This is a genomic window from Pseudoalteromonas aurantia, assembly GCF_005886875.1.
GTDB lineage: Bacteria > Pseudomonadota > Gammaproteobacteria > Enterobacterales > Alteromonadaceae > Pseudoalteromonas > Pseudoalteromonas aurantia_A.
Genome location: NZ_PNBY01000051.1, coordinates 1 through 14,431 on the forward strand (window position 1 = coordinate 1; position 14,431 = coordinate 14,431).

The 14,431-nt window shown below is 42.4% G+C and carries 11 protein-coding genes; 3 read left to right on the forward strand and 8 right to left on the reverse strand.

Translation table 11 applies throughout. From position 1 onward, the window contains the following. Positions 1 to 432: 432 nt before the first annotated feature. Positions 433 to 1,377, reverse strand: a complete 945-nt coding sequence (gene ylqF / locus CWC18_RS11320) for a ribosome biogenesis GTPase YlqF (RefSeq protein WP_138591161.1) — start codon at positions 1,375 to 1,377, stop codon at positions 433 to 435. Between the two features lie 165 nt (positions 1,378 to 1,542). On the opposite strand from ylqF, the gene CWC18_RS11325 reads away from it, so the two are divergent. From CWC18_RS11325 to CWC18_RS11335, 3 genes are all read left to right on the forward strand, one after another. Then, positions 1,543 to 2,079 (forward strand): YaeQ family protein, encoded by a 537-nt coding sequence (locus CWC18_RS11325; protein ID WP_138591184.1) that lies wholly within the window; start codon positions 1,543 to 1,545, stop codon positions 2,077 to 2,079. Positions 2,080 to 2,088: 9 nt separating this feature from the next. After that, positions 2,089 to 2,682 (forward strand): DUF7379 domain-containing protein, encoded by a 594-nt coding sequence (locus CWC18_RS11330; RefSeq protein ID WP_138591162.1) that lies wholly within the window; start codon positions 2,089 to 2,091, stop codon positions 2,680 to 2,682. A 350-nt stretch (positions 2,683 to 3,032) separates the two neighbouring features. Then, positions 3,033 to 3,506 (forward strand): Dps family protein, encoded by a 474-nt coding sequence (locus CWC18_RS11335; protein WP_138675288.1) that lies wholly within the window; start codon positions 3,033 to 3,035, stop codon positions 3,504 to 3,506. Here CWC18_RS11335 and CWC18_RS11340 read toward each other — a convergent pair. The 7 genes from CWC18_RS11340 to CWC18_RS11370 form a co-directional block, all read right to left on the reverse strand. After that, a complete protein-coding gene (locus tag CWC18_RS11340; RefSeq protein ID WP_138591164.1) occupies positions 3,474 to 3,899 on the reverse strand; it encodes a hypothetical protein in 426 nt (141 codons plus the stop codon). The two genes, CWC18_RS11335 and CWC18_RS11340, sit on opposite strands and share 33 nt — an antisense overlap. Positions 3,900 to 3,961: 62 nt before the next feature. Beyond that, positions 3,962 to 6,019, reverse strand: coding sequence for a S9 family peptidase (locus CWC18_RS11345; RefSeq protein ID WP_283235289.1), 2,058 nt, complete (start codon positions 6,017 to 6,019; stop codon positions 3,962 to 3,964). 86 nt (positions 6,020 to 6,105) lie between these two features. Further along, positions 6,106 to 6,657, reverse strand: a complete 552-nt coding sequence (locus tag CWC18_RS11350; protein WP_138591165.1) for a hypothetical protein — start codon at positions 6,655 to 6,657, stop codon at positions 6,106 to 6,108. A 148-nt stretch (positions 6,658 to 6,805) separates the two neighbouring features. Next, positions 6,806 to 9,949: an efflux RND transporter permease subunit gene (locus tag CWC18_RS11355; RefSeq protein ID WP_138591166.1), complete on the reverse strand. Its 3,144-nt coding sequence runs from the start codon at positions 9,947 to 9,949 to the stop codon at positions 6,806 to 6,808. 15 nt (positions 9,950 to 9,964) lie between these two features. Then, the gene (locus CWC18_RS11360; RefSeq protein ID WP_138591167.1) at positions 9,965 to 11,125 is read right to left on the reverse strand and encodes an efflux RND transporter periplasmic adaptor subunit; all 1,161 of its coding nucleotides are present in this window, start codon (positions 11,123 to 11,125) and stop codon (positions 9,965 to 9,967) included. A 179-nt stretch (positions 11,126 to 11,304) separates the two neighbouring features. Continuing rightward, a complete protein-coding gene (locus CWC18_RS11365; protein ID WP_171041089.1) occupies positions 11,305 to 13,704 on the reverse strand; it encodes an ABC transporter permease in 2,400 nt (799 codons plus the stop codon). Continuing rightward, positions 13,704 to 14,423: an ABC transporter ATP-binding protein gene (locus CWC18_RS11370; RefSeq protein ID WP_171041090.1), complete on the reverse strand. Its 720-nt coding sequence runs from the start codon at positions 14,421 to 14,423 to the stop codon at positions 13,704 to 13,706. Before CWC18_RS11370 ends, CWC18_RS11365 begins: the two co-directional genes overlap by 1 nt. Positions 14,424 to 14,431: the final 8 nt, after the last annotated feature.

Genomic DNA, 14,431 nt, shown 5'->3' on the forward strand with positions numbered 1-14,431 from the left:
ATGAAACGGAAAAGCCCTAACAGGGCTTTTTTTATGCCTGAAACTCACCCAGCGCTGTAATTTACCACCACGACGTACAAGCTAAACACCCGATAAACTTAGGGGCTGTTGATCTTCGCTGTTCTATTTTTGTTCTCTTTGAGCGTGCTTTTATCACGGCGCTTAATGTGTGGCCTAGTAATGTAAGCGAATATTAATCAACAAAGAGAAACGAGCGCTCAAAAGAACCGGTAGGCAGTGCTTGATTGGCTTTTCTACTATGTTATCGGCTGACTCACATGAAATAACCATGCTACGCAGCCTCTGCCTGGTATAAAAGCCAATCACACTGCTGCAAAAATGAAGCTGAAAGATCAACAGCCCCTAAAGTATTTTTAAAATAAAAAAGCCCTACAAGGGCTTTTGTCATAATGCTTAATATTTATCGCTCAGTTAGCGTCTATTCTTTCTCGCACGCGCTCTTCGTTGCTTCTTTTCTTCTTCTTTGGCCGCTTTTTTAGCCTCAGCTTGTGCTCTTAGCTCTGCTACCACCACTTCTTCACGCTCTCGCATTTCTGGCGTTTCCATGGTGATACGACCAATCACTGCATCACGTAATTCGTTGATCAGTATTTCAGACATTTTATGGGTATCCACCTGATTCCCGCCGCGTATACAGCCACGCTTTTTGCCTGCCATTTCCATAAACTCCCAGTCTTGCTCTGGCAGTTCTTCAATTTTATAGCGGGTTTGTAATAATTTAGGGTAAGCTTCTAATAAGTATTCCGCGGTATAACTGGCCACTTCTTCATAATCAATCGCCGTATCTCGGATCGCACCGGTTGCCGCCAAACGGTAGCCTGAGTTTTCATTCTCAACCTTTGGCCACAACATCCCTGGCGTATCATATAGCATAATACCGTCTTCAAGCTTAATACGTTGCTGCGCTTTAGTAACCGCAGGCTCGTTACCTGTTTTTGCGACAATTCGTCCCGCCAGGGTATTAATTAATGTCGACTTACCAACATTTGGGATCCCCATGATCATGGCTTTAAGTTGCTTATCAACTCCCACTTTTTGCGGCGCCAACTTTTTACATAACTCGTTTATTTTATGCACTTCAGCCGCTTTATCATGACCAAATGCCACCGCTTTAACACCGCTCTCTTGCTCTAAATATTGCATCCAACGATCGGTCATGACAGGATCGGCCAAATCCGCTTTGTTTAAAATTTTGATAACCGGCTTATCTTCGCGCAGCGCAGACACCATTGGGTTTTCACTACTATAGGGAATACGTGCATCAAGCACTTCAATAATTACGTCCATTTGCGGCATAATTTCTTTGATCTCATTACGCGCTTTGTTCATGTGTCCTGGAAACCACTGAATTGCCATACGCTATTCTCCTGTGTGAAATATTGATTAACGCGCCATTTTACCTAGTTCAACGCACAATTGCTTTAAAAGCAGAAAAAATTTATCAATCAAAGTATAAGCCGCGCACTCGCAACCAGATCTCTTGTATACTGCATGCCACTGAATATTATGAAACCAAAAACCATGGCGCTTAAATCAACTATAATCAAAACTCACCTATCTATTAGCGACATGGATAGGCATGTATACCAAGACTTATCACTCACGTTAGCACAGCACCCATCAGAGACTGAACAGCGCTTGATGGTTAGAATTTTAGCTTACGTATTACAGTTTCAAGAACGGTTAGAATTTACCAAAGGCCTATGTGCCGATGATGAGCCTGAAGTCTGGGTGAAAAATTACAGTGATGAAATAGAACTGTGGGTTGAGCTCGGCTTACCAGAAGAGAAGCGTTTGAAAAAAGCCTGCAACCGCGCTAAGAACGTCGTGCTGTATACTTACGGTGAAAATAGCCAGCCAATATGGTGGCAAAAGAACCAACAAAAGTTGGCAAGTTATCAAAACTTAACGGTGATCAGTTTGCCTTATGAAGCCACCGCACAGTTGGCCAATATGGTCAGTCGTGCCATTACGCTCACCATCACAATTCAGGACGGTGAAATCTGGTTCAGTGATGAACAAAACAGTGTGCATATTATACCACAGCAACTAAAGTAAGAGACCCATATGACTATTCGGCGCATCGTAGTATTACATGGTTTGTATATGTCAGGCTTTGTTATGCGCCCATTGTGCGCCAAGCTTAAAAAGCGCGGCTTTGAAATCTTAAACTTCAGTTATAACACCCTAGAGCCAGATAAGTCGGTCATCTTTAATGAACTAGATGCGTTTATTGACACCCAGGCAACAGCGCTGGTATGCCACTCTATGGGAGGCCTTATCGCACGGGCATATTTAGAACATAATTCAGCGCCTAGCCAATATGTTGAAAAAGTCATCACGTTAGGCACACCACATAAAGGCAGTGCCATTGCCAAGCATATGCATGATAAAGGCCTCAACATGCTATTAAAAAACAGCATTGAGTTTTTAATGTCAGACAATCAAAATTGGCCCTTTTCTGCAAAGTTATATAGCATAGCTGGCGACTTGCCCCTGGGTTTAATGCCCTTATTACAAAAAGGCAGCCGCTCAGATGGTACTGTCCTCTTAGAGGAAACTCAGTTGCCGGGGATGGCTGAACATAAGGTATTTCATGTCAGTCACACCAGTATGATTTACTCCCGCCAAGTCACTCGGTATATAAACTCGCTGCTTTAGAATGAAACTCAGTGATCACTGTGTTCAGCTATCTTATAAGCGACCATGGCAATTCATCCAACAATAAGCGGGACAGGCAGACCAAACCCACCACAAAAGCCAGCAGAGCAATAACAACCACCAGCAGTTCTGATTTATGTTTAGATCGTGTCTTAGCACTTTTGCTTGAGCTCAAGTGTCATGATGTTCGCCTGCGGCTCACTCCCAAACTGGCAAGCTTTATTCACAACCAAAAAAAGATAAGAAAACAAGATTTCAATTGATTTTATGGATTGTACATATTGATTTATCTTATTAGCCAATCCTTCAACGCTCATCCATACTTAACCCATCGAAATAAGGAGCCAACTATGACACACATTAATTCTATCGGTTTAGATAACCAAAAAAGCCAAGCGCTTGTAACTGCTTTAAATACACTCTTGAGCAGCTATCAAATTCAATACATGAATGCTCGCGGCTTTCATTGGAATATTAAAGGGCGTAACTTCTTTGAACTACATTTAAAGTTTGAAGAGATCTATAACCTTTTGTTGGAAAAAGTAGATGAAATAGCTGAACGTATACTCACCATTGAAGGTCAACCATTACACGCGTTCTCTGACTATCTTGAGCGCAGCAAAATAGCCGAAGCGAAAGGGATCAGTGAAGGGACCGCAGCACTGGAAAACCTACTCGCAGGTTTCACCACTTTAATCGGTATGCAGCGCGAAGTGTTAGCACAAGCTGGTGATGCACAAGATGAAGGAACTGCGGCACTGATGAGTGACTATATAAAAGAGCAAGAAAAGCTAGTGTGGATGCTCAAAGCTTATTTGAACTAGTGTTAATAACCCATTGTGGTGCTGTGGTTGGCTCACCAATAAGTCAGCCGCATCATCAAAAAAATAGATCTGCGTTTTTGCGTTTCGCCAAAGCTGTTCAAGCACTTGCCGTGCTAACGCATTCGCCCCAATATAATCAACACGTACATAGCCACGCGACTTCACACCTTCAAAATAATTGCGAATAACATCAAAGCTATCCGCTGTACTCATCTCAAACATAGAAAGATCGATAACAGCACTTTGCAAATTCCCTTGAGGATATTGCATCGCTTGAGCCAGCAAATCATTCTGTAAGTCAATAATGCCTTCTCGATTAAACGCACCTTGCAGGCCAATATAAATCACTGGCGCTTCAACATACACTCGCCACAGGCCATGTGCTACAAACATTCGGTACCCTCTGTCAAAAGCATAACCATCAACAAGTTAATGGTTATGCTTTGTATCGTTATTTATGAATCGAGTAAACCAATGAAAAATGCCATTTCTAATGCTTTCTCATGTAAGCTCTTAAAACGACCTGACGCCCCACCATGACCAGCATCCATATCTGTTTTAAACAACAATAAATTATTGTCTGTTTTATATTCTCGTAGCTTTACCACCCACTTCATAGGCTCCCAATATTGCACCTGAGAGTCATGTAGGCCTGTAGTCACTAAGATATTAGGGTACGCTTTTGCTTCAATATTATCGTACGGTGAATACGCTAAAATGGTTTTATAATCCGCTTCATTATTTGGATTACCCCATTCATCATACTCATTGGTCGTCAGAGGGATCGTTTCGTCCAACATGGTGGTCAAAACATCTAAAAATGGCACATGGCAACCAACTCCTAAGTAGAGTTCTGGAGCCTGATTAACCACAGCCCCCATCAGCAAGCCACCAGCACTGCCACCTGAAGCGAATATCTTATCTGATGCGCCATAGCCCTCTTTAACTAATGAGCGTGTTACATCAACAAAATCATTAAAACTGTTTTCTTTAAACGATTTTTTCCCATGCTCATACCAAGCACGTCCGAGCATTTCAGAGCCACGAATATGTGCAATTGCATACACAAAACCACGATCAAGTAAGCTCAGCGTTGTACTCGAGAAAGTAGGATCAATGGTAATACCGTATGCACCATACCCATATTGCAATAAAGGGTTAGTGCCATCTTTTTTGAATGTCGATTTTTTATATACCAATGAAACAGGAATATCTACGCCATCGCGAGAGGTCACGAAAATACGCTCAGACGCATAAGCGTCACTATTAAACTCACCCAAGACTTCTTGTTGTTTACGTAACACCTTCTGACCTGTTGCCAATTCACAGTCGAATACTGAGCTCGGTGTTGTCAGGCTTGAATAGTAAATACGAACCGTCGTAGCACTGGCTTCTGGGTTTTGTCCTACTCCCGCAAAATAACATTCATCATTAAACGTTAGCTGATAGCTATCGCCTTGGTATGTATGCACCACAAAACGAATTTGGCCCATTTCACGCTCGGTCACAACAAAGTGGCTATCGAATAACTCTAACCCTTCCAGTAGCACGTGTGCTCGATGTGCGACGACTTCTTCCCAGCGTGCTATCTCTGCAATGGTTTCTGCTGACGCGCGCATTAAGCGAAAGTTGATTGCTTTATGATTCGATAAAATATAAAAAGAGTCGCCCAGTTTATCTAAACCATATTCATGACCTATTGTGCGCGGTAATAACCGTTCAAAAGCGCCTGTAGGAGTATTCGCATCTAATACCAATAAGTCACTGGTTTCTGTTGCCGATAAATAGATATAAATCTGGCTATCATCGCGACTTTTACCAAGCCCCATATAAAACTGATGATCTTGCTCTTCATAAACTAAAACATCGTCGCTTTGTGGTGTGCCCAATACATGTCTGTATACCTGAGTGCCCAACAGCGTTTGCGCATCTTTTTTCACATAAAAGACGGTTTTATTGTCATTGGCCCAAACAAGTTCACCCTCAGTGTTAGATAACACATCTTCTAAATAGGTATCACTGGCAATATCTTTAAATCGGAAGGTATAAATACGCCTCCCATCTAAGTCTTCGCTATAAGCTAACAATTTATCATCTGGGCTAACAGCCAAATCCCCGATATCATAGTATTCATGACTTTGCGCCAAAGCATTAACGTCTAACAAAAGTGATTTATCACTCAGCGCTGCATCGCTTGCTCGATAGTGTGACGCATATTCGTTATCTCCAGTCACATCTGAGACATACCAATACGCACCATCTTTTACAGGTACAGAGCTATCATCTTTCACGATCCGTGATTTCATTTCGGTAAATAACGAATCTTGCAATACTTTATGAGGCGCCATTTGCGCGGCAACATGCTCGTTTTCAATATGTAAATGCTGTAATACTTCGTCATTACTGCGTTTATCATCTCGCATCCAATAATAATTATCGGTACGTTGGTGTCCATGATGAGTCATACTATGGGGGATTTTTTTTGCTGTTAAAGCAGACGTGTTTTCAGCCACAGATTGTTCCTAACTTATGATATTTTTTCCAGTCTATCATAGTCATAGTTGCAAGCCAGTGCTGTTTTGAAAAGCATGCAATGTTATTACATAACCTCCCAAGCAACTTGCCACAATGCGCCACCATCTGGTTCAAATTGCGGTGAGCTATTGCGACAATATTCCGTAAATGGCCAAGGTTTACATCGATAGCATCGTTTCGACGGTGCATGCCACACCCGAGTACCTTGTCGATAACTGTGCTGAGCTAGTGGAAAGACATGATCATATTCAGGCCGCCTGTCGACCGATTTTTTGGGCTGTATTTTACATTTAAACTCAAGCTTAAAATACGTGATCCCACTATTAATATGTGCCATCACGGGTTGAGCTCCTGAGCCAAATACCCAACCTTGGGTCGAATAGCACCCTACCTTGACTAAAGGCACATGTACATTGATTGCATTCGCAAGTTCTGCTCGCCACGCATGTGAATCTTTTTGAGAGTGGTAGATTATTTTGGTATTTACTTGAAGCGCACTTACCTCTCCTGTCTCTGTAAAAAAGCGCGCAGAGACTACATCTCCAATATGTAGTTGTCGCATCTGTGAAAGCATGCCTATTTGTTTCCACTGCGCAAGTTCATGCTTGTCAGACACCAATAAAGCTCATCAATAATTAGAATATTCGCAAGTATAATGATGAAAAAACGAAATACAACTTTTTGACTACCAATGACCAATATAGCAGCACTTTAAAATTAAAAAAAGCCAGTGAGATACTGGCTTTTTAAGCGTTCATAGTCGTTTATACCTTTGATGAACGCGGCTTTATGGTATAAAAGACTTTGGTAGTAAAACCAAATACCTTACTAGAGGCTCCCTGTATATCCGTTAAGATAATGTACAAACATGGCACGAGTAACAACGTAATTAATGTTGCAAACACAACAGCAAAACCAAGTGAGACAGCCATTGGGATCACAAACATCGCCTGTAAACTGGTCTCAAACATAATAGGTAAGACCCCCATGAACGTCGTGATAGACGTTAAGGTAATGGCACGAAAACGGGCACAACCAGCCTCTATAACTGCCTCTTTTAGCGCCATACCTTGACGGCGTACCTGATTAACAAAGTCAGTCATCACCAGCGAGTCATTAATAACAACCCCTGCCGCCGCAATAATACCATACGCAGACATCAAGCTCAGATCTAAGCCAAACGCTAAGTGCCCCCACAATGCCCCCACTAGACTAAATGGGATAACAGACATGACGATCAAAGGCTGTGCATAACTTTTTAACGGGATCGCCAGCAAAATGTAAACCATCAGCATGCCTATCACGAAAAAAACAATCTGCTCATTTGCTTGTGCTTGTTGCTCTTCTACAGCACCACTTAATTTGGTTTTCACCGTAGGAAAGCTCTTGAGTAGTTCAGGTAAAATAACCTCATCAATGCGTTTGGTTACCGCAGTGGGTTCAATGGCTTCTTCATCAATGTTGCCATAGACATACACCGTTCTGTAGCCTTCTTCACGTCGAATATAGCTGATCCCTGGTTTTTCTATCAAATCGACTACATCTCCTAACACCACTTCTTTGCCCTGTGGTGTCGTGATCACCGTATGTTTTAGTGATGAATATGCTTCACGGGTTAACTTAGGGTAGCGCACCATCACACGCACTTCTTCCCCATTACGAATAACACGCTGTGCCTCACCACCATAAAAACTTGCGCCGACTTGCGAGCCAATATCACGCAATGTAAGCCCTAAATCATAAGCGACCGGCTTTAAAGATAATTGAATTTCTTTACTGGCAGGGTCAATCGTCGAGCTAATATCAAATAAACCGCTTTCTTGCTGTAATAAGGTTATAAGCTGACGTCCTGCAGCATTGAGTGTTTCAATGTCAGAGCCATAAAGTAAATAACCAAAATCACCATCATCACCGAGGTTAATCACTTCGTCTTCAACAAGTATAGATTTCACCCCTGCAATCTCTGGCATGTTTTCCCGCCAGCGACGACTCAGCTCAAAGGTGTCAAAGGGGCGCAACTCTTCATCAACCAGCGGCGCCATCACTTGCGCACTGGTTCTGTCCATATTAAAAACCATGACGTTTTTCACCATTTTCACGCCATACTCTTGTTCAACTTGCTGATCTATATCAATGACTAATTGCTCTAGCAGCTTCGCCGCAGCAATGGTCTGATCATCTGACACATTATTGTTCATGGTCAATTTAATCGCAGGAAAATCATGAGGTATTTTTGGTAAGAATAGCGTTCTAATATGGCCACTCGTCATTAAGCTTATACTGATTATAAAAATACTGATAAACGAAAATAATACCGTCCATCGCCATTCTACACAGCGCGTTACAAAACGTTTATAAGGCCCATTTACAAAGCCAAAGAAGCGACGATTAAACCCATTTCGCCAGCTTTTTTCTGCAAGGGGCTTAAACTTTATTTGCGCAATATGCGCAGGGAGAATGAGCTTAGATTCAATTAAACTAAAAAATAAACACAGTAACACAACGCCCGCAATTGAAATGAAGTTTGAACTTTCAGGTCCAGTTGAGAACATCAGCGGTGCAAATACCGCCATGGTTGTTAACACCCCAAATGTCGCAGGTGTCGCAACACGTTTAGCACCTCGGATCACATTTTCTACACCTGGACCTTTTTTCTCTACCTCTGTATACGCGCTTTCACCTATCACAATGGCATCATCAACCACGATCCCAAGCACCATAATGAAAGCAAACAATGAGGTCACATTTAGTGTTATCCCCAATGCAGGCATTAACATAATGGCTCCCAAGAAACAAACAGGTATGCCGATTGTTACCCACATCGCCAACTTAAAGCGCAAAAATACAAACAACATTAGTGCCACCAGAAACATCCCCTGTAATAGGTTTGTTTTCATCATACTCAAGCGGCCATTCAAGTAGTATGTCATATCCACTAAAGACTCTATCGTCACACCGACTGGCAGCTGCTCATTCTTTTGCTTGATATATGCGTTAACAGAGTTTGCCACCGGCACCATATTTTGCTCAGTCGTCGCTTTGACCTGAATATAAACCGCATTTTTGCCATTTAGTTTGAAGTACCGCTCACCTTCAGTAAATTCGTCCTTTATGAATGCAACATCTTTAAGTAATACCTGCGCACCATTCGCACCTACTTTGATAGGAAGCTGACGAAATTCATTACCACTGTATGACTGGTTTTCAACGCGCACTGAAATAATACCCGCTTCAGTTCTGAGCTCACCTGCAGAAATATTTGCCGAATAATTACGTATAGAATTCGCTATATCTGCAATGGTTAAGTTATATTGACGCAACACATCTGGCTTTATTTCTATCGCGATTTCATCCAATGGGACGTCAACGGATACGAGAGATACATTCCCTAAATGTAACAACTCATCTTCTATTTCTTTCGCGATTGGTTTTAGCTGAGTCAATGGCAAGTCAGCAGATACTGTCATACCAACCACATCTTGTCGAAACTCAATCTGGCTTACTGTCAAAGGCTCCATTGCGGCAGGAAAAGTTGCGATGCTATCGACTCGCAGTTTGACCTTATCCAACACATCAGTCAGTTCAACATCTGGGTCTATTTTCAGCTGCGCGCTACCACTGCCATGAGATGCGCGGTAAACCGCTTCTTCTATATCAGTAACATCTTGTAGCGACTCTTCAACCTTAATTAAGATACTTTCTTCTATCTCTTGTGGCGATGCCCCAGGGTAGTTTGCAGATACAGTAATATAGTTAATTTCTACATTCGGAAACATCTGCCTCTGAATGGTAGAATAGGTAAAAATACCAATAATGATGATAAACCACATTAGTAGGTTTGCCGCAACCGGGTTATTAGCAAAAAAAGCAATTAAGCCGGTTTGTTTTTGCTGTTCATGCGTACTCACGATATACACCCACCCTTATAATTTTTCAGTTGTAGCTGACTGAGTTGAATCTTCCCCAGCCACTTTTACTGTCATGCCCTTTTGTGGGTATTCTGGTACCGTCGTCACAATTTTTTCATTGTCACTTAAGCCCGTACTGACATAAAAATAAGTTCCTTCTTCTCGAATAACAGTCACTTTACGTGGCTCTAATTGATTGTCAGCATTGAGCAACCATATAGTTTGGTCATTTACTAAATCTTGTTGCAAGCGATAAATTCTACTTAATGTTTTACCACCAAATGTGACTTGTACGTACGAGCCAAATTTCACTTGCGGTTGGCGTGTTTTTAACCCATATGGATCTTGAATACGTACAACCAAATTCACCATACGCGTATCTCTGTCAACAACACCCAGATCACGATGCACAACCGCTTGTCGTGTAAAACCATTTAGCCCTGTTTGTTTTATTGTGGCAGTTAAGCCCGTGATCCGTTCTGGTAAAAAGGCACTGTCAAAGCCAGCGATTGGGATCACAACCTCAGCATACTCAACACCATTAAGCGTGGCGACCGGCGAGCCTGTACTAACAAATTGACCTAACCCCACATCTCGAGAAATAACTAACGCATCGTAAGGTGCTCGCACTTCGCAATTTGCCAAATCCCTTTGCGCCCTTTTGAGTGCTGCGCGTGCAGATTTTACGCCTGCTTGCGCACTTAATACTTGGGGTTTACGTAAAAATAAGTCGGTATGCTTACGATTAGGAAAACGTTTGGCTTCATCTGCGGCAACATCGGCCTGTGCTTGCTCTTCTATTAATGTTGCTTGAGCGCGCGATAAGTCAGCCTCAGCTTGTAATACAGCCGCTTCGTAATTGTCTTTTTCAATTTCCATTAACACGTCACCACGTGCAACAATCCCCCCACTGACAAAATTAGGGTGCCATGCAGTCACTTCACCCGAAACTTGAACTGAAAGCTGTGTTGACTCAAAGGGCTTAACTTCGCCATAGCTGTTAATCACAACTTGATGATCTAAGGCAAAAGCAGTTTCGACTTCGACGACAGGTCGAGTATCAACTAATGCTTTCTCATCTGGCTCTGTCGCTAGCGCATTGATGGCCACTGTTCCCATCCCCCCTGCTGCTAGCATGACTAGTGGCAAGATTATTTTTAATATTTTTGTTTGCATGTCCAATATCACCCCAAAATTATTTCCTCATGCAATACTAGCAAGATTCACAAAGCAATAAACGTGACATTTGTAAGATTCTGTTGCTAATTATAAAAATCAGTAAAAAGGACTTTATGATGTGGTAAATTCATCAAAAAATTCTAATAATAGGCATTAGATAAACGAAGGCGGATGGCCTACTCCTTACCTCCACGTAACTGAGATCCGATTGCGTGCTTCAATTGCTGCTGCAACGGTTGGTAAACCCAAAAAGCCGCATTTATCAACACCACACAAACAGCAATACAGAAGCTTGCAGCCCATACATCCATCGCAGTAGTAAAATAATTAACGAGTAATATACTACCAACGACAGCAATGAGCGTGGCGATGGCTGCAACTCGTCCAAATTGAAGTAGCATTTCCGTCACCAATTGCGAATTTTTTGCCCCTATCGCTCGTTTCATGGCGATGGTTTGCCTCTGAGCTGATTGACAGATGCTCATGACACCAAATAATCCTACTGCAGCTAAAACGAGTGTCACAATTGTGATACAGATACTTACCCATAGCAGTAGCTTATTGGCGAGTAATAACGCTGATCGCTGACTTTCAAGGCTCTGAACCCTAAATACTTTCATACCTGGCTGATGTTGTTCAAAAAGCTGCTCCATCTTCACTTTTGATAGTGAGTGACCTGGCACTAAATGCACTAACAAATAATGCCTGCCCTGTGTTGCACGATACACAAAACTCGGGGTTCTTGAGCCATTCACACTCACTTGATCAGCCACTACCCCAATAATCTGCATCGCTGCATCGGGGTCATCGATATTAAAACTCAGTCGAGTTGATAATGCTTGGTCAATACCACCCAGTTGTTTAGCCAATGACTCACTGATCATTAAAACATTGGCATTATTTTGAACATCGGTGACATCAAAAAACCGTCCTGCCAATAATGTCTGTGAAAAAAACGTTGCATAGCGATAATCTACCACTTTTCCTAATGGCGTCACCTTTTTCAGCGTATCAACCAAAGTTAGGTCCCAGGTAATAAGTTGCTCTCCTAACGGTGAATTGCTACGACTAACTTGTTCAACCATTGGGAGCGCTTCAAGAACATTAGCAGCGTGTGTATAGGCTGCTTGTTGCGCAGCCTCCCCACTCCCTGTGGTATCCGAAAGTTGCACAATAAATTTATCTTTTAATGGCAGCGTATGTGCCAGTTCAATTTGTTGCCATTGCTGCCATGCAACAGTCAATAAACAACTAACAATCATCATCGCAATGGCGAGCTGGCTGACCACGGATATATTAATTTGCTGCGCACTGACTTGCACACCAACCCCCTTTGTCGCACCCGCCATAGCTTGCGCTAAACCTTGATAGGGAAATCGCGACAGTCCAACTGAAACCAACACACTGTTTAGCAGTAGCACGCTGGCTAGTATCATTACCACAATAGGCCAAGATAGTGTCAGCAAACTTACATGAGGAAACAAAGTCGCTAACCAAGGTGCGCCATAAAGCAAGCTTAAGTGGGCAATTATCATCGCTAAAGCCGTGGCCGTAAACATGATAAGCAATCCTTCACACCACAACTGCGCATACAATTGTTTCTTTTTGGCACCCAATGCGACACGGAGCACCAATTGATGTCTTCGAGTCGCCAACATGGCGATGTACAAGTTACAGACATTAAACAAAACCATGAGTAATAGCCCTATCGCGCCAGCTAGTACACCTAAAACGAGCGAACGGCTCGACCCCAATAAGACTGCTTTCAAAGGGGTTAACCATATTTTTATGTGCCAACCATCAAAATAGGTTTCACCCTTGACGTTCGTTTGCCACACACTATTCATTTCTTGTGATAAATTCAAACTCACAGTCTCAATCGTTTCAGACTCAGGTAACCGGGCGACCATTAAATTATTTGAATATCGGTTCCACCAAAAGCTTCTGGCTCTGTGTGTGGTTAAATTATGATCCCACGCTAACCATACTCCCGTTTTTTGATTAAATTGTGCTAAATTCGCCTCGTTAAAATGTGCCGCCGTCACGCCGATAACTTGAAAACTCGCCTTTCCAAAAGAAATCGTTTTACCGACAATTTGAGGGTCTTGCTCAGAGTACTTTTGCCAATGCTCAAAGCTCATTACCGCAACAGGGAGGGTATTATCGCTTTGATGTGTAAAGCCTCGCCCCAAATGCATGGGTATATCAAACATTGAGAACCATTCATGTGTTACAAATGCCGTATTCACTTTGGGGCTATCCACATGGGACAATAAAAGTTGCTCTGCATAGTGTACTAATGCAACCTCTTCTAAATGACGCCTTTGCTGGTACAAAGCCATAAGACTCGGATAATTGAATGCCTCGACATTAAACTGATCATTTTCATCATACTGAGCAAATTCGACTTTAACGAGGCGATCTGAATTCGGGTAAGGCAACGGACTAAATAAAAGAGAATAGGTGAGTGTCACAGCAATAAATAACGTCGTTAATGCTATCACCATACTCATCATCACACTGAACGTGTAACGCGGGGTAGTTAAAACCTGTGAAAATGCATGCATGATCATCATCATACCTCCAAAGTAGCATGCGCTACCACTGTGCTTATATCACCCAGTATTTCACCATCGAGTAGTTTAATTTTTTTGGGGGCCATATCTGCATATCTTGGATCATGTGTCACCATACAAATCGTGCAGCCTTGCCTGTGCAGCTCACCAATCAAACGCATCACTGAATCACCACTTTTTGAATCCAAATTACCTGTCGGCTCATCAATGAGCAAAATTGCGGGTTCAGCAATAAGCGCTCTGGCAATGGCAACACGCTGCTGTTGACCGCCTGATAACTGATTCGGTTTATGGCCAGCTCTATGCGATAAGCCCACTTGCTCAAGGCAGGCTAACGCTCGCTGCTTTATACTCGCTTTGTCTGGCTTGGCACTACTATAACGTAGAGGCAGTGAGACGTTCTCCAATACCGACAACTCATTTGCCAAATTAAAGGACTGAAATATGAACCCTATTGATTTATTTCTAATTTCGGCAGCATCATCTGGTGTCAGTTTTGACACATCAGTGCCATTGATGTAGTACTCACCACTACTGGGCGACTCCAATAACCCCATAATCGACAATAATGTAGACTTACCACAGCCTGAAGGCCCAGATATAGAAACAAACTCCCCTTCTTTGATAATTAACTGAATATTCCTTAAAGCATGCGTTTGCAATAGTTCTGTTTCAAATACCTTATTCACAGCTTGCATTGAAATTACAACGTCCATCATGTGCTCCC

Coding starts and splice junctions, on each gene's coding strand:
- ylqF (WP_138591161.1), bottom strand. CDS start 1,377: ATGGCAATTCAGTGGTTTCCAGGACACATGAACAAAGCGCGTAATGAG.
- CWC18_RS11325 (WP_138591184.1), top strand. CDS start 1,543: ATGGCGCTTAAATCAACTATAATCAAAACTCACCTATCTATTAGCGAC.
- CWC18_RS11330 (WP_138591162.1), top strand. CDS start 2,089: ATGACTATTCGGCGCATCGTAGTATTACATGGTTTGTATATGTCAGGC.
- CWC18_RS11335 (WP_138675288.1), top strand. CDS start 3,033: ATGACACACATTAATTCTATCGGTTTAGATAACCAAAAAAGCCAAGCG.
- CWC18_RS11340 (WP_138591164.1), bottom strand. CDS start 3,899: ATGTTTGTAGCACATGGCCTGTGGCGAGTGTATGTTGAAGCGCCAGTG.
- CWC18_RS11360 (WP_138591167.1), bottom strand. CDS start 11,125: ATGCAAACAAAAATATTAAAAATAATCTTGCCACTAGTCATGCTAGCA.
- CWC18_RS11365 (WP_171041089.1), bottom strand. CDS start 13,704: ATGATGATCATGCATGCATTTTCACAGGTTTTAACTACCCCGCGTTAC.
- CWC18_RS11370 (WP_171041090.1), bottom strand. CDS start 14,423: ATGATGGACGTTGTAATTTCAATGCAAGCTGTGAATAAGGTATTTGAA.